This is a genomic window from Acinetobacter vivianii, assembly GCF_014635885.1.
Taxonomy (GTDB): domain Bacteria; phylum Pseudomonadota; class Gammaproteobacteria; order Pseudomonadales; family Moraxellaceae; genus Acinetobacter; species Acinetobacter vivianii.
On sequence record NZ_BMDR01000013.1, the window covers coordinates 16,352 to 35,972 of the forward strand.

At 42.8% G+C, this 19,621-nt stretch carries 18 protein-coding genes; 8 read left to right on the top strand and 10 right to left on the bottom strand.

The annotated features are described in order from the left end of the window. The first annotated feature begins 60 nt into the window (after positions 1-60). The gene (locus tag IEV36_RS17785; protein ID WP_171067092.1) at positions 61-444 is read left to right on the top strand and encodes a hypothetical protein; all 384 of its coding nucleotides are present in this window, start codon (positions 61-63) and stop codon (positions 442-444) included. A 44-nt stretch (positions 445-488) separates the two neighbouring features. Here the strand turns inward: IEV36_RS17785 and IEV36_RS17790 are convergent, their stop codons facing one another. The 4 genes from IEV36_RS17790 to IEV36_RS17805 form a co-directional block, all read right to left on the bottom strand. Beyond that, entirely contained in the window at positions 489-1,784 is a 1,296-nt protein-coding gene (locus IEV36_RS17790) for a lytic murein transglycosylase (protein WP_005260373.1), read from the bottom strand. Positions 1,785-2,382: 598 nt separating this feature from the next. Next, positions 2,383-3,510 (bottom strand): 5-(carboxyamino)imidazole ribonucleotide synthase, encoded by a 1,128-nt coding sequence (locus tag IEV36_RS17795; RefSeq protein ID WP_264822267.1) that lies wholly within the window; start codon positions 3,508-3,510, stop codon positions 2,383-2,385. 166 nt (positions 3,511-3,676) lie between these two features. Beyond that, positions 3,677-4,189 carry a 5-(carboxyamino)imidazole ribonucleotide mutase gene (gene purE / locus IEV36_RS17800; protein WP_005260369.1) on the bottom strand — a complete coding sequence of 171 codons (513 nt, stop codon included), beginning with the start codon at positions 4,187-4,189 and terminating at the stop codon, positions 3,677-3,679. 135 nt (positions 4,190-4,324) lie between these two features. Then, positions 4,325-4,678, bottom strand: coding sequence for a DMT family protein (locus IEV36_RS17805; protein ID WP_005186310.1), 354 nt, complete (start codon positions 4,676-4,678; stop codon positions 4,325-4,327). 222 nt (positions 4,679-4,900) lie between these two features. On the opposite strand from IEV36_RS17805, the gene mpl reads away from it, so the two are divergent. After that, positions 4,901-6,262, top strand: coding sequence for a UDP-N-acetylmuramate:L-alanyl-gamma-D-glutamyl-meso-diaminopimelate ligase (gene mpl, locus IEV36_RS17810; RefSeq protein WP_005260367.1), 1,362 nt, complete (start codon positions 4,901-4,903; stop codon positions 6,260-6,262). Positions 6,263-6,777: 515 nt separating this feature from the next. On the opposite strand, the gene IEV36_RS17815 is transcribed toward mpl, so the two are convergent. From IEV36_RS17815 to IEV36_RS17830, 4 genes are read right to left on the bottom strand one after another with little or no spacing between them, the layout of a single operon-like run. Further along, positions 6,778-7,521, bottom strand: a complete 744-nt coding sequence (locus tag IEV36_RS17815; protein ID WP_005260365.1) for an SDR family oxidoreductase — start codon at positions 7,519-7,521, stop codon at positions 6,778-6,780. 19 nt (positions 7,522-7,540) lie between these two features. Beyond that, positions 7,541-8,239, bottom strand: coding sequence for a histidine phosphatase family protein (locus IEV36_RS17820; protein WP_005260363.1), 699 nt, complete (start codon positions 8,237-8,239; stop codon positions 7,541-7,543). After that, positions 8,236-9,357 carry a phosphotransferase family protein gene (locus IEV36_RS17825; protein WP_005260361.1) on the bottom strand — a complete coding sequence of 374 codons (1,122 nt, stop codon included), beginning with the start codon at positions 9,355-9,357 and terminating at the stop codon, positions 8,236-8,238. Before IEV36_RS17825 ends, IEV36_RS17820 begins: the two co-directional genes overlap by 4 nt. 12 nt (positions 9,358-9,369) lie before the next feature. Next, positions 9,370-10,602 carry an acyl-CoA dehydrogenase family protein gene (locus tag IEV36_RS17830; RefSeq protein WP_005260359.1) on the bottom strand — a complete coding sequence of 411 codons (1,233 nt, stop codon included), beginning with the start codon at positions 10,600-10,602 and terminating at the stop codon, positions 9,370-9,372. Positions 10,603-10,707: 105 nt separating this feature from the next. On the opposite strand from IEV36_RS17830, the gene IEV36_RS17835 reads away from it, so the two are divergent. From IEV36_RS17835 to IEV36_RS17855, 5 genes are all read left to right on the top strand, one after another. Further along, positions 10,708-11,622 carry a LysR family transcriptional regulator gene (locus IEV36_RS17835; RefSeq protein ID WP_005260357.1) on the top strand — a complete coding sequence of 305 codons (915 nt, stop codon included), beginning with the start codon at positions 10,708-10,710 and terminating at the stop codon, positions 11,620-11,622. Positions 11,623-11,919: 297 nt separating this feature from the next. Then, the gene (locus IEV36_RS17840) at positions 11,920-12,876 is read left to right on the top strand and encodes a TerC family protein (RefSeq protein ID WP_004776481.1); all 957 of its coding nucleotides are present in this window, start codon (positions 11,920-11,922) and stop codon (positions 12,874-12,876) included. A 280-nt stretch (positions 12,877-13,156) separates the two neighbouring features. Beyond that, positions 13,157-14,473, top strand: coding sequence for a guanine deaminase (gene guaD, locus IEV36_RS17845; RefSeq protein ID WP_005260355.1), 1,317 nt, complete (start codon positions 13,157-13,159; stop codon positions 14,471-14,473). 233 nt (positions 14,474-14,706) lie between these two features. Beyond that, on the top strand, positions 14,707-15,234 hold the full coding sequence (gene hpt, locus IEV36_RS17850) for a hypoxanthine phosphoribosyltransferase (RefSeq protein ID WP_004776485.1): 528 nt from the start codon (positions 14,707-14,709) through the stop codon (positions 15,232-15,234). Between the two features lie 251 nt (positions 15,235-15,485). Next, positions 15,486-15,737: a GlsB/YeaQ/YmgE family stress response membrane protein gene (locus IEV36_RS17855; protein WP_004776487.1), complete on the top strand. Its 252-nt coding sequence runs from the start codon at positions 15,486-15,488 to the stop codon at positions 15,735-15,737. 56 nt (positions 15,738-15,793) lie between these two features. Here the strand turns inward: IEV36_RS17855 and IEV36_RS17860 are convergent, their stop codons facing one another. Continuing rightward, the gene (locus tag IEV36_RS17860) at positions 15,794-16,492 is read right to left on the bottom strand and encodes a DsbC family protein (RefSeq protein WP_005260353.1); all 699 of its coding nucleotides are present in this window, start codon (positions 16,490-16,492) and stop codon (positions 15,794-15,796) included. A 430-nt stretch (positions 16,493-16,922) separates the two neighbouring features. Between IEV36_RS17860 and IEV36_RS17865 the strand changes: the two genes are divergently transcribed. Next, complete coding sequence (locus IEV36_RS17865; RefSeq protein WP_005260351.1) at positions 16,923-18,113, top strand: PilT/PilU family type 4a pilus ATPase; 1,191 nt, start codon at positions 16,923-16,925, stop codon at positions 18,111-18,113. 54 nt (positions 18,114-18,167) lie between these two features. Here the strand turns inward: IEV36_RS17865 and mnmE are convergent, their stop codons facing one another. Beyond that, a complete protein-coding gene (mnmE, locus tag IEV36_RS17870) occupies positions 18,168-19,523 on the bottom strand; it encodes a tRNA uridine-5-carboxymethylaminomethyl(34) synthesis GTPase MnmE (RefSeq protein ID WP_005260349.1) in 1,356 nt (451 codons plus the stop codon). Positions 19,524-19,621 lie beyond the last annotated feature (98 nt).

Genomic DNA, 19,621 nt, shown 5'->3' on the forward strand with positions numbered 1-19,621 from the left:
ATGGGTCGATTCTTTGGATTTATTCATGTTATTGTGGATGAAAACATCATATTTATCTTAATGGAGATCGGCATGAGTTATTATCATATCTTAATTGAAGTGAACGACCACATCAGTACGATTGAGCAGACTCGTGATATCGAATTCTTGAATATTGAAGATATTAGCCCCTTTCTCCATTCTATTTTAATTCCTTATTTCAACGAGCAAGAAGTTGAATTGGAAGATGAAAATGTCGCGTATGATGAGATTTTACATCTGGAAGTCAAACAGACCTTGTTACCCATCGAACATCTGATTGAAGAAGAACAAAAGCAACTTCCAAGTGACACCGATGTCACCATTACCGCTTATGAGATTTTTAATGACCGTGATTTAAGTCAGGATGTGACTGCGGTCATTTTTGATATTTTAGAAGCTGTTAAATTAGATCCAGCACCTTAAAATAAAAAAGGTCTGCACGAGGCAGACCTTTTTTAATGAATCATTTATTGCATCATTTGTTTGGCTTGTTCCTGACGGAAAGCTCGTAAAATCTGCTGCCCCGCACGTCCTGTTGGATTTAAGCCTAAACGAGTTTGCTCCTGACGAATGGCCTGACGACTTTTATCCCCAATCAATCCGTCAACTGCACCAATATCATAGCCACGTTGCACTAAAAACTGTTGAATTTCACGACGTTCCGCACGTGATGTACCAGGATCATCCGTTGGCCATGAAGTTAAAAATGGTGTACCACCACGTAAACGATCTGATAAATGTGCAATCGCTAAACCATAGCTTTCAGCCGCGTTATAGCTATAAATTGCATCAAAGTTTTTAAAGACCAAGAACACTGGACCATTTGCACCCGCTGGCGAAATCAGTCCTGCTGGCGTACTGCCAGATAAATTACCTTGAATCAATGCTGTACCATCAACTCGGGTGACCCCTTGTGCAATCCAGCTATTTAATGGCTTTTTATTACGGCGGCTTTCACCAGAAATCGACATACCTTGCGGAATTTTTACCTCAAAACCCCACGGCATGCCTGTTTGCCACCCTGCCCGTTTTAAGAAATTTGCTGTTGAAGCCAAGGCATCTGTGGTACTAGAAACCAGATCACGACGGCCATCACCATCAAAATCGACCGCTAAACGTTCATAAGTCGACGGCATAAACTGGGTATGACCAAAAGCACCTGCCCATGAGCCATAAAGTTGATCCTGAGTTAAGTCACCACGCTGTAAAATACGCATGGTGGCAAAAAACTCACCACGGAAATAACTTTGACGGCGACCTTCACAACTTAAAGTCCCTAGAGCTTGTAATAAAGGATATTTACCCGAAATATCGCCATAATTGCTTTCGACGCCCCACACTGCCACAACCGTTTCAGCAGGTACACCATACGCCTGCTCAACACGGTTCAATACAGCACGATGTTGGTTTAATTTTTGTTGTCCTGCCTGAACGCGCTCGTTATCCACAAGGCCAGACAAATAATCCCAGATCGGTGTCGAAAATTCAGGCTGATAATTTAATTTATCAATCACAGAATAATCAGGCGTTAAATTTTGCGTATAACGATCATAAGTCGCGCCAGAAACGCCCGATGAAATTGCTTGCGAACGCAAATTGGCAATACAGCCCTGAAAATTAGAATTTGGCGTATAATTACTGGCAACAGGTGCTGTAGTGGCTGGTGTAGAAACGGTTGCACCATTAATGACCAGCTCGGCATGCGCCTGATTGAAAATAGTAAATAAGGCAGTGCCTAGAAAAAAAGAAAAATGACGTTTCATGACTGAACCAAAACTTTTGAATTTAAATTTCCTCTCCACCTTAACACGCTATATGAAGATGTATAGTTTGGAAACGTAACTTTGAATTCATTTCTCGGTTTTTAAATTTAAAACACTACTTTTAAATTCATAATTCAGGCTTTATTTTAAATTTAAAAGTTATCAACAAGCCCAATTTAAATTCAAAAACACAATAATGGATAACTCGATCATTTAAATTTAAAAAACTTATCCACTTTTAAATTCATTTCTTCGAGTTAAACGGTGAGTGATACAAATAAAACACCAAGAGAACGATAAACTTTTATTTTTTATATCATTATTTTAGGAAAAATAGATATCCACAGCCCATGATTTAAATTTAAAAAGCTAGTATTGCCTTAATTTTTAAATTTAAAAAAAGATCTCAATTTTGAATTTAAACCGTAAAACAACTTATCCACTTTTATTTAAATTCAAATAAACGACGCAATTTTAAATTCAAAATACCGAAAACAATTTATCCACAGCACCCTCATGTTTATTTTTTAAATTTAAAAATGGCATAGAATGAAAAAAGCGATCCGAAGATCGCTTTTTTTAGCTATTGTGGATAAGTTCAGAGCTTCATATCTGCGCTTAATGCCAGTGGTACAGGTAAAATTTGAGCCAATTGACGGCATAAACCGGTTAAATCATCCGAATTATTCGGCATCAAGGTAATATGTCCCAGCTTACGACCTGTACGCTCAGACTTATTATAGAGATGTAAATGCGCACCGTTCAGCGCCAAAACATCTTCAGATTTTGGATGTTGGCCAATAATATTGATCATCACCGTTGGACGAATAACGTCTGTTGAGCCCAAAGGTAAACCAGCAACAGCACGGATATGATTCTCAAATTGCGAGCAAATCGCACCTTCAATCGACCAGTGACCTGAATTATGCACACGACATGCCATTTCATTGGCATAGAGGCCTTGTTCAGTCACAAACAGTTCAAGCGTGAGCACACCCACATAATTTAAGTGGTTCAACAAACGAGTAATATAGTCTTGTGCAACAGGCTGTAAATCAACACTATTCGGTGCCGGCACAATTGAATGTGACAAGATGCCGTTATGATGATGATTTTCTGCCAGTGCCCAAGTTTTCACATCACCGTTTTGTCCACGTACCGCAATAATTGAGACTTCACGGCTAAATTTAACAAAGCTTTCAGCGATCAGGCTTTTTGCAGGGCCAAGTTCAGCCCAAGCCGTGTCAATTTGATCTTCAGTGCGTAATACGAACTGACCTTTGCCATCATATCCACCTGTCACGGTTTTTAAGACAATCGGTAAACCAAGGTCAGCAACCGCCTGTTTTAAGCTCTCTAAACTATCCACAGCACGATACGGCGCAACAGGAATGTTTAACTCATCAAACAAACTTTTCTCAGCCAAGCGGTTTTGTGCAGTTGCTAATGCAAGGCGAGGAGGGTGCAGGGTTTTGCTTTGAGTTAAAACATCCACATCCGCAACAGGCGTATTTTCGAATTCAAGACTAAATACATCTGCGCTGGCAATGAAATCCTGTAACCCCTGTGCAGACTGACTCGAGAAAACAGGGCCCAGAATCGCAGCAGGGCAATCCGTTTCCGCTTCAAAGAAGGTGCATTGAATATTAAGTGGCAATGCCGCTTGCGCCATCATACGGCCAAGCTGTCCACCACCAAAAATGCCAATGGTTTTATTCATATCTATAACTCTTTTGCTCGGGCAAAGCCTTAAAACAACATTCTTACTCGTCTTCTTACGGAGCTTATGCTCCTCAGGGCAAAGCCTTAAAGCAATGCTTTAAGTTTGCTTATCCTCTTACTCGGACAAAGTCCTTGTCTTGCATTCGGGCAAAGCGTTGCTTTGCTTATCCTCATTCATGACCAGGAATGTTATTGCTCGATACTTTTTCTGTTTGTGCAGTACGGAAGTCAGCCACATTTTTAGCGATGTCTGGACGAGTCAAACCTAAAATCTGTGCTGCCATAATCGCTGCATTGGTTGCGCCAGCCTGACCAATCGCCAAAGTACCGACCGCAATACCTGCTGGCATTTGTACGATTGAAAGCAATGAATCTACACCATTTAAAATCGATGATTTAACCGGTACACCCAATACTGGTAAATCAGTTTTAGCCGCACACATCCCCGGTAAATGCGCAGCACCACCAGCACCCGCAATAATCACCTGAATACCACGATCACGTGCCGTTTCAGCATATTCAAACAGACGATCTGGGGTACGATGCGCAGAAACCACTTCAGCTTCAAAAGGAACACCCAATTGTTTGAGCATGTTAGCGGTATGTTCAAGGGTTGCCCAATCTGATTGAGAACCCATGATAATTCCGACTAAAGGTTGGCTATCTGTTGCGACCGCATTCATTGGCTTTTCCAAAACATGATAAAAATAGAGAAGTATCTCGACTTACGCCAAGCACGAAGGAATAAATTGGCAAATATTATAGCGGTTTTTTCAAGCATCCCCAACAAAAGAACGCGTGAACTAATTCACGAAAAATTAGCTTTGATTTCGAAATACAAAATAGACACAGCCCATTAAACAGAGCATTGCCCAGATGTAGTCCAGCTTAAAAGGCTGTTTAAACACAAAAATCATAAAGGGCACAAACACCATTAATGTCACAACTTCCTGAGTAATTTTCATTTCACCCAGACTCCAGCCATGCTGGTTGAGCAACTTGGTAGCAGGAATCATAAAACTATATTCCAGCAGGGCAATACACCAGCTAAACAGGATCGCTTGCCAGATCGGTGCATCATGCAGGATTTTCAGATGCCCATACCATGCCAGTGTCATAAAACAGTTGGAAATAATCAACAAACATAACGCTAAAAGAGTAGGGCTCAACATAATGTGCTTGTATCCAGATCAAGGGTGAATAGCAGAGAAGATATGCTTGCAAAAACCCTGAAATTTTAGCATTCATCTGTGCAATTAGAACTAAACAACAACAACGAATTTTGACTATCTTTTCCATGCAAGCCTTGATATCGTTGCGTTTGATTTTTATTGATAACGACAATCATACATACGATATCAGTGCTGTATGAAAAGCAGTGGAGAAGGCGCGTTATGCATCTGCATATTTTGGGTATTTGTGGCACATTTATGGGGTCTTTGGCTCTATTAGCACGAGATTTAGGACATAAAGTCACAGGTTCAGATGCCAATGTTTATCCACCTATGTCAACTCAACTCGAAAATGCGGGTATTGAGCTTATGCAGGGCTACGACCGTAGCCATTTACAGCCACATCCTGATCTTGTGATCGTCGGCAATGCCATGAAACGTGGCATTGATGCGATTGAATACATGCTGAATGAAGGTCTCCCTTATATTTCTGGCCCACAATTTCTGGCAGACCATGTACTCCAAGGCAAACATGTACTGGGTGTCGCAGGTACACATGGTAAAACCACCACCACAACCATGTTGGCTTGGGTGCTGGATCAGGCGGGTTTAAATCCAGGTTTCTTGATCGGTGGCGTACCACTTGGTTTTAGCGAAAGCGCACGTTTAGGTGGTGGTCAATATTTCTGTGTCGAAGCTGATGAATATGATTCGGCATTCTTCGATAAACGTTCTAAATTCGTTCATTATCATCCTAAAACCGCGATTTTAAACAATCTTGAATTTGACCACGCTGACATTTTCGATGATCTTGCTGCGATTCAAAAGCAGTTCCATCATTTAGTCCGTACCATTCCAAGTGAAGGTCGTATTATTGCGCCAATTACTGAAACCAATATTGATGAAGTGTTGGAGCAGGGCTGCTGGACACCAGTGATTCGTACCAGCCTAGAGCCAAATGCGCAAGCCGCGTTATCTGCCGAATTGATCAGTGCGGATGGTAGCCACTTTAAAGTGCTTGAACAGGGCAACGTGGTCGGTGAAGTGAAATGGAACATGACAGGGCAGCACAGCGTTGCCAATGCCTTAGCGACCATTGCTGCTGCACAGCACGTGGGTGTTAGCCTTGAACAGGCGTGTGAAGCACTCTCCAACTTCGGTGGGGTAAAACGCCGTATGGAGCTGTTAGGTACGGTTCGTGGCATCGAAGTTTATGATGACTTTGCCCATCATCCAACTGCCATTGAAACCACACTGGACGGTGCTCGTAAACGCTTAGGTGAACGTAAACTTTGGGCGATCATTGAACCCCGCTCAAATACCATGCGTATGGGCAGCCATAAAGATGGTTTGGCACATTCAGCCCGTTTAGCGGATGAAGTGATCTGGTATCAACCTGAAGGTCTGGATTGGGATTTACAACCTATCATTGCAGCGTCATCAAACAAGGCAGAAGTCAGCCGCTCTTTAGATGACATCATTGCCCGTGTGGTGAATGAAGCAGGTGAGGGGGATGCTGTGGTGATCATGTCGAATGGTGGTTTTGGTGGTTTACACCAAAAGTTGATTACGGCTTTGTCGTAATTAAAGTCAAAACTTTCTGAAAAACTATTGTCTTAACGGAGTCTTGCAAGTTCTTATCTAATTTCTGGATCAGCCTGCGGCTCGCCCTACTTTTCTTTCGGGAAAAGTAGGCAAAACCTGAGGGACGAATAGCAAAGATTAATAATCTTTGCCGTACCGTAAGGTGAAAGCTATGCTTGAGCAACAAACTACGCACTTTGTTTGTCTTACGCTAACTCAAAGCTTTAAACGCTTTAGTTAGCTCAGGTTGTGGATGACGTTTACGCGTATCATCTTTCTTGTCGAACTCAGATTAAATTAATTTCTTGCTGATATTTACTATTGTGACGGCGGCATGGATGCCGCCCGTTGGACTGTGGTATAGGGATATACCATCAGTCCAACAAAAGATTTTTGTTACTTTTCATCTTTGAAAAGTAAGGAAACGCCTATACCCAAACAACTCGACTATTCAGCCTATATAAGGCTGTGAAAACTTGCGAAATAGAGATATCTCCGATTTATTTTAATGGCAATCAACTCAGTTTATTCACCCATTTTAACGGCAAAATCTTCATTGCAATGCCCATTGGCAACCACGGCCACTGCGGCACATACGCCTTCACAGGCTCTTTCTCAATTGCCTTCACCAAGGCCTTACTTCCTGTTTTCTCATCCACTTCAAACGGCAGTTTCTTTGCACCCTCATTCAATTCAGTACGAATATAACCAGGGAAAATCGTTGAAACTTTAATTGGTGTACCCAGCAATTCCGCACGGATGCCTTCAGCTAGATGCGCCACCGCCGCTTTACTGGCTGCATAAGTCGACAAATGCTTCGGTAAACCACGCATCGCACTCATCGATGAAATCACCACCAAATGCCCTTTGTTTTGTGCTCTAAAAATTTCAACTGCTGCTTCACATTGCGCCAAGGCAGAAATAAAATTGGTTTCCGCCGTAGCCCGATTCACCTCAAAATGCCCTTTACCAATACGGCGGCCATCACCGACACCTGCATTGACAATAATTCGGTCAATGCTGCCGAATTCTTGCTGAAAAGCTTTAAATACGGTAAACACGTCATCGTAATGGGTCACATCAAGGGTCTTGATTTTGACCTGAACTGAAAACTGGCTTTGCAACTCCTGTTGTAACGCTTCCAGACGCTCTAAACGTCGTGCACAAAGCGCCAGATTGTAGCCTTTGGCTGCAAATTCACGCGCCATACCTGCGCCTAAACCCGAACTTGCACCTGTAATTAAAATTGTTCTTGCCATTTCCGCCACCTATTCTTGTTTAAATCCATGTGAGAAGTTCTGCATCATGTGCTTTTAAATAATGATGTTCATTAAAACTCAGTAATTGCAAACGCCCATCTACCCAACGCAGCGTACTAATACTGGCATTGGCAATCGACCAGTTCAGCGCAAAGATCTGTTTCGCATCTAAACCCAGTACCTTGCCGACCGCCACCGAAATGACACCACCTGAGCTGAATACAACCGCCTGACGCTGTTGTGTCGCATCAAGCTGCTGACACAGGCCGTGCAATGCGCTTTCTACACGGCTTTGGAAACCTAACCATGTTTCATGATATTCATGGTCATATTGCTCTCCAATCCAGCGCTCAATCGCTCCATCAAAGATTTTTGCCAGATAGGCACGCGGGTTTGCAACTTGTGCGACATCCTGCTTGAGTAATTCAGGCTGATTAAAGCGTGGTTCATATTGAGAAAACACATGTTGATGATCAAACTCATTCCAGCTGGATTCAGTTTGAATCGATACATCTGCAAAACCTTGCGCTAAAGCGAGTTGCGCCGTTTGTTGATGACGCTGCATTGAACCCGCCACCACCAAGGGTGAAGATTTCAAAGTTTTATTAAGAAACTCACCCGCCGCTTGTGCCTGTTGCTCTCCTTTTGCAGAGAGCAGGTCATAACTGGCTGCCCCAAAGGAGGCCTGCCCATGTCGCACCAGATAAATTGTGCTCATCCTTTTAAAATTTCCTTCAGTTTTGCGCCATATTCAGGAATTAATTGCTGGGCTTGTGTATCTCCTTGTGCAATCAATTTTAAGGCACGAATATGCAGGGCATGAATCAATATCCAAAAGTCTTTAAAGGCTGGATTATCGGTTTGCTGATGGTAATAACGGTAATAGATTTGCTGTGCAATCACGGCTAGGCGGAACAGGCCAAATACTTCATAAAATGCCCAGTTATCAGGCTTTAAACCTGTTTTTTCCAGATAATAATCCACCACTTGCTGACGTGTCAGCATGCCTTTCAGATTGGTTGGTTGACGGCGGCTGGATTTCATCAATGCATCGTCATCTTCCTGAATCCAGTAGGCGAGGGCACTGCCCAAATCCATTAATGGGTCGCCCAAGGTCGCCATTTCCCAGTCCAGTACCCCAATCACTTGAGTGGGTTGTTGTGGATCTAAAATGACATTATCAAAACGCCAGTCATTATGAATCACACAGGTTTTTGAATCCGCAGGAATATGTTGTTGCAACCATTCACGCACAAACGCGAAATCAGGTACATTCGGTGTCAAAGCCTTGCTATAACGTGCATCCCAACCTTCGACCTGACGGCGGCAATAGCCTTCACCTTTACCCAGTTTTTCCAGCTCTGTACCTTGATAAGGCACTTGATGCAGCTCAATCAATTTATCTAAGACATTCAGGCAAAGTTGCTGTACTTGCTGCTCATCCAGCTGTAATTCCTTGGGTAGATTCGCACGTGGAATAATGCCCTCAATCCGCTTCATCACATAGAAATCACAACCAATCACACTGTCATCTTGGCACAGCGCAATCATTTCAGGCATTACAGGGTAGAAAGGTGCCAAATACTTCTGCACATTGTATTCACGTGCCATATCGTGCGCTGATTTGGCTTTGGTGCCTTTCGGTGGACGGCGTAGGATCAGATCAGCATTGTCATACGCTAAACGGTAAGTCCAGTTGGATGCGCCACCTGAATATTGGGTGACTTTTGCCTGTCCTTGCAAATTCACACCCTGATTTTTTAACCATGTTTCAACCGCTGCAATGTCCAGTTCCTCACCGTGACGAACCTGACCACCAATATCAATTACTGCCATTTGCTTTTATCCTTATCCACGACCATAGCCACGTTTTTTGAGTTCTAATTTAGCAATCATGCCTTTATGAACCTCATCAGGTCCATCGGCCAAACGTAAACTTCGCGCCTGAGTAAAGAAAGCCGTTAACGGTGTATCACGGGAAACCCCTTCGCCGCCGTGGATCTGAATCGCCATATCCACCACATTTTGCAAGACGGTTGGCGCAACCACTTTAATGGCTGAAATTTCAGTTAACGCCGCCATATTGCCTTGCGTATCCATCTTATAGGCAGCGTATAAGGTCAATAAACGCGCCTGATCGATCTGCACACGCGCATCGGCAACGCGTTCCAGATTCCCGCCTAGCTTGAGCAGTTCTTTGCCAAATGCCTTGCGCGACATGCCACGGTCAATCATCAGTTCCAACGCTTTCTCTGCCGCGCCAACACAGCGCATACAATGATGAATACGCCCAGGGCCCAAGCGGCCTTGAGCAATTTCAAAACCTTGTCCTGCACCACCAATGAAGTTGCTGACAGGCACGCGAACATTGTCAAAACTGACCTGTCCATGCCCATGTGGTGCATCGTAATCGCCAAACACCGGCAGCATACGTTCAATGGTTACACCTGCGGTATTGACCGGTACCAGCACCATAGAATGCTGGTGATGACGGTCTTTGCTTGGGTCAGGCGTATAGGCCATAAAAATAATGATTTTGGCATTTGGATCACCTAAACCTGATGACCACCATTTACGTCCATTCAAGACAATTTCATCACCCTCTACCACCGCAGTCGCCTGCATATTGGTTGCATCGCTGGATGCTACCGCAGGCTCAGTCATACAGAAAACTGAACGAATCTCACCCTTGAGTAGAGGTTGTAGCCATTGCTGTTTTTGCGCATCGCTACCATAGCGCCACAACACTTCCATATTGCCGCTATCGGGCGCATTACAGTTAAATACCGTTGGAGCAAGCAGGCTACGTCCAGTCAGTTCAGCAATGTGTGCATATTCCTGAACCGATAAACCCGCACCTAACTCAGCATCAGGTAAGAACATGTTCCATAAGCCCGCTGCTTTTGCCTTATCTTTCAATTGTTGTAATTGTTCAGGCCATTGCCATTTGGTCCAGTCACCATCGACATTGAGGCGATGTACCTCATCCCAGAATGCTTTTTCAACGGGTTCAATTTCTTGTTGGATAAACGCTTGCGTTCGTGCAATAAAATCCTGCGCACGCGCTGATAATGCAAACATCCTTTTCTCCCTCAATATAAAATTTGGCGAAAGCTGATTCGCTGCTTTACATCACCATAAGCGAAAATTTATTATGAATGAAATGATTTTATTTTATTCAAAACTATGAATCAGATTCATAATACTAACCCGCTGGAAGTGGGACATTTTCATCGTATTGATATTAATTTATATCCGCTTTTTATTGCGATTTTTGAACAGAAGAGCATTTCTAAAGCGGCACAATTGCTCTGTATCAGCCAGTCTGCAGTGAGTCATGCCTTACAACGCTTGCGTAGTCAGCTTGGTGATGAGTTATTCGTGCGCAGCGGCCAAAAAATGCTGCCTACACCGTATGCCGAGCAAATTTACCAGCCGATTCAAACCGCATTATTAACCATTCAAAGTATTGCCGTGCCGCAACAGGACTTTGTGCCTGACATGTTGCAGAGCTTAAAGATCGCCATTCATGACGAAATTGAGCCGATTATTTTTCCGCAGTTGGTGCATCATTTTGCGCAACTGAATCTGGACATCCAGTTCCTGAGCTCCAAATTGGATCGTAAAAACATGCTGGCGGATCTTTCTGCCCAACAGATTGATTTTGTCATTGATCTGGTGCAACCGTATCAGGCCAGCTTACAGTTTGAAAATCTGATTGAAGACCATTTTGTGGTGTGCACCCAGCAGGCGAATATGGATTTATCGTTGTATTTGTCTTCACCGCATATTGGGGTGTCTTCACGGCGTACTGGGATTCTGCTCGAGGATATTTATCTTAATCGGCAGCAATTATCTCGCCAGATTTTCCTACGCTGCCAGCACTATGCAACAGCGTTACAGATATTGAATCATTATCCCAACGCCATTCTCACCATTCCGCAAAGCATCCTCAAACATTTGCATTATTCCAAAGTCTTACATATCCATCCTTTGCCAATCGAGCTGCCTCAAATCAATATGGGCATGTATTGGCATGAAAATGTGAAACATAACCCACGCCATCAATTTTTACGGACGGAAATCCTGAAAATTTTTTAGATCATCGTTGCTGATGAATATTTGCACATTATTTAAAAGTATGTAATTCTATGCGCATATTTGGATATGAATATCCATACAGAATATGTTGACAAGGGGAGTAGCCTCCTCCAAACCTAAGCGCTGAATGCCTTAGGTGTCAGAGCTTCGTCATTACACTTTGCAAAAAGTCGGACTCTGAGCATCACAATCCATCGTGGTGTAGGCAAGACCTTGATCATGTTGAAACAGATGTATTAATTCATCTGGCAACTGGTCGAGGTTTTTTTATGTCCATTTGCCAGATAGGGAGTTGTGATGGAAACTATCGGTAATTTATGGCTCTATGTCGCATTCTTCGGTCTCGTTACCGTGATGCTACTGGTCGACTTTTTAGGCTTTAAACAAAAACAAAATCAGGACGTGCCAATCAGACAGGCAGCCTACTGGAGTATTGCCTGGGTCAGTGTTGCAGTGATTTTTGGTGGCGGATTATGGTTTTATCTACAGCAAACCGTGGGTGCAACCATTGCAAACCAGAAAACCATGGAATACTTCGCAGGTTATCTACTGGAAAAATCGCTGGCAATTGATAACGTCTTTGTCTGGCTGATGATTTTCGCAGCTTTTGCGATTCCACCTGCATATCAACGTAAAATCCTGCTTTACGGCGTACTCGGCGCAATCGTGCTTAGAACCATTTTTATCTTTATTGGTGCGTGGTTTGTGCAAGAGTTCTCCTGGGTGCTGTATATCTTCGGTGCCTTCCTAGTCTACACAGGCTTTAAATTCCTGAAAGGTCAGGATGAAGAAGACACCAATATTGAAGATATCAAGTTACTGAAATGGTTACGCAAACATATGCGTATCACGCCACAGCTTGAAGGCAACAATTTCTTCGTTCGCCAGAATGGTGTGTTATGGGCAACGCCTTTATTTTTAGTTTTGATTTTGGTTGAAGCATCTGACGTGATCTTCGCGGTGGATTCCATTCCTGCAATTTTCGCCGTGACCAGTGACCCGTTCATTGTTTTAACCGCAAACTTAATGGCAATTTTGGGTTTACGTGCGATGTTCTTCTTATTGGCAGGTGCTGCATCGAAAATGCATTACTTACCGTATGGCTTGGGCATCATCTTATTGTTCATTGGTGCAAAAATGTTATTGCTCGATGTGTTCCACATGCCAATCTGGATCTCGTTAGGCTTTATTGTTCTGGTATTAAGCATCACCGCTTATCTATCGTTACGTCACAATAAGCGTCAAGCTCAATAATAGCTTGAACATAAAAAGGGCCTGCATTGCAGGCCTTTTTTTATTAGGAAAATAAATCAATCGTGCAGCAAGGGGGAGTCATTCATGGTCCTGTTTAATCACGGTTCCAATCTCTTATTTTTACACTTCACCTATGCCATGACCCCACCCGCAAAAATGAGAACGTTCGGTGAATAAGTCACATTTATATACCTTTTAAGCACGTTAATTAGCCGAATAATCCAGTAAATTTGGCAAAATCAGGTACAATCAACCGAAAAAAGTAAAATTGTAGGTTGTTATGACTTTGGCTACCCCAACCACGGTGATTCGTGGTCACTTCTTAGATATTCAAAAGACCGTTTCTCAAGCCACTGAAATTGCCGATCAAGTCCGTTATATCGAAGACGGCGTAATGATCACTGAACAAGGTAAAATTCGCTGGTTTGGCACGTGGAACGACGCTCAAGCCCATCTTCCTGCAAACGTTGAAATTCAGCATTATCCAGAACAATTGATCATCCCGGGCATGATCGATACACATATCCATTTCCCACAAACGGAAATGGTCGGTGCTTACGGCGAACAATTATTAAGCTGGCTTAACACCTATACGTTCCCGACTGAAATTCAGTTTAAAGACAAAGCTTATGCCCAAGACATAGCCAAGTTTTTTGTCAATGAATTGCTTAAAAACGGTACCACCACTGCATTGGTGTTCTGTACGGTACATCCTGAATCAGTAGATGCTTTATTTGAAGCCGCAGCACAGCACCAGATGCGTTTAATCGCAGGTAAGGTGATGATGGATCGTCATGCGCCAGAAGCGCTGTGTGATACCGCAGAAAGCGCCTATGATGATTCTAAAGCCTTGATTGAGAAATGGCATGGGCAGGGACGTGCTTTATACGCGATTACCCCACGTTTTGCGCCAACATCTACACCAGAACAACTGGAAAAAGCTGGACAACTCAAAGCGCAATATCCAGATGTTTATGTGCATACGCATTTAAGTGAAAACAAAGATGAAATCGCATGGGTAAAAGATCTATACCCTGAGCAGGACGGTTATTTGGATGTTTATCATCATTATGGCTTAACTGGTCAACGTTCTGTATTTGCGCATTGCGTACATTTGGAAGACGCAGAATGGAAATGTATGCATGAAACCAACTCTGCCATTGCCTTCTGTCCGACTTCAAACCTGTTCTTGGGCAGTGGTTTATTCCCATTGAAAAAGACATGGGAACAGCAAGTAAAAGTCGGTTTAGGCACTGACGTTGGGGCAGGGACTTCATTTAGCCTGTTGCAAACCGTGAATGAAGCGTACAAGGTTCAACAGTTACAAGGCGATAAACTTTCTGCTTTTGAATCACTGTATCACGCGACACTCGGTGGTGCGAAAGCACTGGATCTGGATGAGAAACTCGGTAACTTTAACATCGGTAAAGAAGCTGATTTTGTGGTCTTGAATACTCAGCCAACCGCATTACAACAATTGCGTCAATCACGTTCAAAATCGGTTGAAGATAGCTTATTTGCTTTATTCACCATGGGCGATGACCGAAATATTGAGGCGACTTACATCTATGGACAAAAAGCCTATAGCCAAAACTAAATTTTTAAACAAACAAAGACTTGGGTGGCTATGTATCGCGATTGCATGTGCTGTTCTACTTAAACGTGACAGCTCATCTGCTCAAAATGAAACACTTTCTTCGTCATCAAAAGGTGCATGAAAAGTGATTTTGTTTTAAAATTGCCAGATTAGCTCAAGATTTCGAGGTGTTGCAGGTCAACACCTTTTTTATTTTCCCGTTTTTAAGTTTTTAAGTTTTTAGGAATCTACCGATGACCATTGCAATGCGCATTATGATTTCAAGTGAAGAGATTCAAGCCAAAGTTAAAGAACTTGGCGACAAAATCAATGCACACTATGCTCAAAGTGATAAAGAACTGGTACTGATCGGCTTATTACGTGGTTCAGTCATTTTTATGGCGGATTTATGCCGTGCAATCGACAAACCACATGAACTCGATTTTATGACCGTGTCTAGTTATGGTGGTGGAACCGTTTCCTCTCGTGATGTCAAAATTTTAAAAGACCTTGATGGCGAAATTCACGGTAAAGATGTACTTGTGGTCGAAGATATTATCGACTCAGGTAATACGCTAAGCAAAGTAGTTGAAATGCTTAAAACCCGTAATCCAAACTCAATTGAATTATGTACTTTAGTGAGCAAGCCTTCACGCCGTGAAATTCCTTTAGATGTAAAATTTCTGGGCTTTGAAGTCGAAGACCGCTTTATAGTGGGCTATGGCCTCGACTTTGATCAAAAATATCGTCACTTACCCTTCATTGGTGAAATCGGTATCTAATCAAATCTTGCTATTCACACCTCAAAACAGGTGAATAGCATAGATCCATGTTTATCTTGCGCTCGGATAAAGTATTCATTTGCTTTATCTTGGCTCGAGTGTGAAAAGCAGCTTTTTTATTGATACTTTAATCAAATCCTCCCAAAGCTTGCACAAAAATACGACATAACTCAGTAATCCACTACAGACAAAGTCTGCTCGAATCAAGCAGGATAGAAAGAAATATCACTTTTAAAACAAGGAGAAAGACAATGTGGTCTCTAATTGTGGCAATCGTCGTTGGTTTTTTTGCTGGTTTAATCGCACGTGCTTTACATCCTGGTGAAGATAAAGCAGGCTTCATCGTAACGACCTTATTAGGTATCGCGGGTTCATTATTGGCAACCTATGGTGGTCGCTTACTCGGCTTATATGGTGAAAATTCGGCGGCTGGTTTCATTGCCTCTGTGGTTGGTGCCATCATTATTTTATTTATCTACAATCTGGTCACCAAAAAAAGCTAAAACGTATTCAATTAAAACGCCCAATTCATTTATCGCAATGGATTGGGCATTTTTATTTATAGACCGAGTTCTTTCCAGATCATTTGAATTTCTTCAGCGCTTCTAGCACCGACCATTTTAAATCCATTTCCAAAAATCAGGGTCGGGGTTCCATCTACACCTAATTTTCGACCAAGCTGCAAATTACGCTCAATCGGATTCGCACAGGTTTTTGCTTGCGGCTGTACATTCTTCTGGATCAGGTTTTTCCATGCATAAGCCTGATTGGCATCACACCAGACTGATTTAGATACAGCAACCGACTGCGCTTTTAGTGGATAAATGAAGGTATAAATCGTTACATCATTCAGCTTATCCATCTCTGCTTCTAACTTCTTGCAATAAGAACAGTTTGGATCTGAGAATACTGCCAATTGACGCTTACCATTGCCTTTGACGGTTTTAATGGCATCTTTGAAAGGCAATTGTTTCCAGTCTACCGTGTTTTGCTGGATCACAAGATCCTTGGTCAAATTTTTCTGGTCTTTTAAGCGAACCATTGACCCGATAAACATGTGTTGGGCACTTTCATCCAGATATATGATCTGATTATCCAGACTGGCACTGTATAAACCATTCATTGCAGTCGGTTGAATGTTGGTGACCTGAATATTGGGATATTGTTGACTCAAATTGCTTTTTAACGTCTCTACATTGGCAAAGCTCATGGCAGAAACACAACTGAATAATGAGAAAATCCCAATTTTTTTTAACATGTCCAACACTCGAATACAAAAATCAGCGGCTATTGTAATGACTAATGCAGCAGCAAACAGCTCAGCTTACTCAGCAACAACCAAAATTCAACCGATACGCGCGATGTTTCACGTGGAACATGCCTGATATGAGAAAAACGAGATTTACACGGCTCGCGAGCTGCATTTTTAGTAAGAAATTGACATTTTTTTTCACATCACATTGAAATAGCAGCATTAAATTAAAAACCTGCTAGATCAATCGAGCCATGTTTGAAATAATTCCTAAGCAAGAGATGAAATGTGGAAATTATTGAGCAAACATTTGGGGTGTTTTTTAGGCTTAATGGTCTTGGCTTATATTTAAAAAACCACATAGATCATTATTTTAATTGCAATTTTTAAATCAAATCGCAACAAACCATCTTATTATTCAGATTCAGGTAGATTGATGTATAGCGCAGAATTACTCGAAGAAGCCAAAACATTTATGTTTCATATGCTGACCAAAGTAGTGGAATACGGCGGTTCAGATTTATTTATCACCGCAGATTTTCCACCCAGTATTAAATTACAAGGACTTATGCGTCCACTCGGGCAACAGGAACTCACTGCCGATAAAACAAAACTCTTCGCGTATAGCTTAATGAATGAAAAACAGCGCCAAGAGTTTGAAAATGAATGGGAATGTAATTTTGCAATCAATGTTCCCAATGTTTCACGTTTTCGTGTCAATGTATTTAAACAACAGCTACAGATTGGCATGGTAATTCGTACCATTACCTCGGAAATTCCAACCTTTCAGAAGCTAAAGCTGCCTGAATCGCTTAAACATGTGATTATGGAAAAACGTGGTCTGGTTCTGGTTGTCGGTGGTACAGGCTCAGGCAAATCAACTTCTTTGGCGGCCATGATTGATCACCGCAATGAAAACTCAGCGGGGCATATCATTACCGTTGAAGATCCGGTTGAGTACGTGCATAAACATAAAAAATCCATGATCACTCATCGTGAAGTCGGTGTTGATTGTCATTCATGGCAGCATGCCTTGAAAAATACCTTACGTCAGGCGCCCGATGTGATTCTGATTGGGGAAATCCGTGATACAGAGACCATGGAACATGCGATTGCTTTTGCGGAAACAGGACATCTTTGTCTAGGGACCTTACATGCCAACAATGCCAATCAGGCACTCGACCGGATTATCAACTTCTTTCCGGAAGAACGTCGTAACCAGTTACTCATGGATCTTTCATCCAATATGAAAGGCATTATTTCTCAACGTTTGATACGAACGCAGGATGGCAAAGGTCGTCGGGCAGCGATTGAAATTTTGCTCAATACGCCATTGATTTCAGATAATATTTTAAAAGGCCAGTTCCACGCACTCAAAGAGATTATGAGCAAATCGCGAGAGCTAGGGATGCAAACCTTCGATCAGGCTTTATTCGATCTCTATAACGAAGGTGCCATCAGCTATGATGAAGCCTTACGTAACGCCGATTCAGTCAATGAATTACGTTTACAGATCAAGCTCAAAGCCACACGTCAGGAAGGTGCACCGGTTGCCATGATGACTGCATTAAACGTCGTAGCAGAACCAAAAGCTGAGGAAGAGCAAACCGCTGAAGAGAAGGAATAAAAAAATGGCTTGAATTGCACTACAATTCAAGCCATGAGTATTTGATTTAATTGATTACTTCCCAATACAGAATGAACCAAAAATCTTCCCAAGAAGATCATCAGCACTAAAATCACCTGTGATTTCACCCAATGCATTTTGTGCCAGACGCAATGATTCTGCCACCAGTTCACCTGCGTTAAACACAACAAGTTGCTCACGTGCCTCTGCAAGATAGCGCTGAGTGCGCTTCATTGCGTCTAAATGGCGTGTTCTGGCAATAAAGGTGTCTTCCTCAGGCTGGAAGCCTGCATGGGCTGTAATCGCATCTATGAGCGCCTGAACACCCATATCCTGTTTGGCAGAGACACTGATATGACGGAAGCCCTGATAATCACTTAAAGTCGCGTCCTGACCGGTTAAATCGCATTTATTGCCAATCAGCAGTAAACGTTTCGGTTCAAGATGATCGGCAAAATATTCACGCGCCAGCTGTAACGGTTCATCGCCTTGGTTTAAATCGTAGACCAGCAGTAATAAATCGGCCTGTTCAATTTCTTTAATCGCACGACGAATCCCTTCCTGCTCGACGATATCGCCTGTTTCACGTAAACCAGCAGTATCGGTTAAGGTAATCGGCAAGCCATTCAAACTGATCTTTTCATGCAATACATCGCGGGTCGTTCCCGCAATATCAGTCACAATGGCCCGTTCGTGGCCCGCCAGCGCGTTTAACAGGCTCGATTTGCCCGCATTAGGCTTACCCGCGATCACCACCTGCAAACCTTCACGTAACAGCTGTCCTTGGCGTGCTGATTGCTGTACGGCTTTAACCGAATTCTGTACGTCATCCAGCAAAGCTAAAATCTTGCCATCGGCAAGGAAATCAATTTCTTCTTCTGGAAAATCAATGGCGGCTTCAACATGCAAACGTAAGTGAATCAGCTTTTCTAAAACAGTATTAATTTTGGTTGAAAAGGCACCCTGTAATGAACGAACCGCTGAACGTGCTGCGGCCTGTGAGGTGGCATCAATCAAATCGGCGATCGCTTCGGCTTGCACCAGATCCATCTTGCCATTTTCAAAGGCACGCATGGAAAATTCACCCGCCTTTGCAGCTGTCGCACCCAGATCAAGTAAACGGGCTAATAACGCATTCTGAATGACTGGACCACCATGCCCCTGTAATTCCACCACATCCTCACCTGTAAACGAATGAGGATTTGGAAAACACAGCACAATGCCTTCATCCATCACGGAACCATCCGCATCATAGAACTGACGAAAGCCTGCCATGCGGGCAGCAGGAAGACTTTTCTGGGTCAACTGTTCAGCAATGGCATAAGCTTTAGGGCCAGAAAGTCGAATCACGCCCACACCACCACGACCTAATGGGGTAGCAATCGCAGCAATTGTGGTTTGATGTTGCATCTTAAATTCACCTAAAAAACACGAGGGTTATGAAACAGGAACCCTAAATACAGACAAAGAAAAATCCGCTTAAGATTACCATCTTAAGCGGATTTATT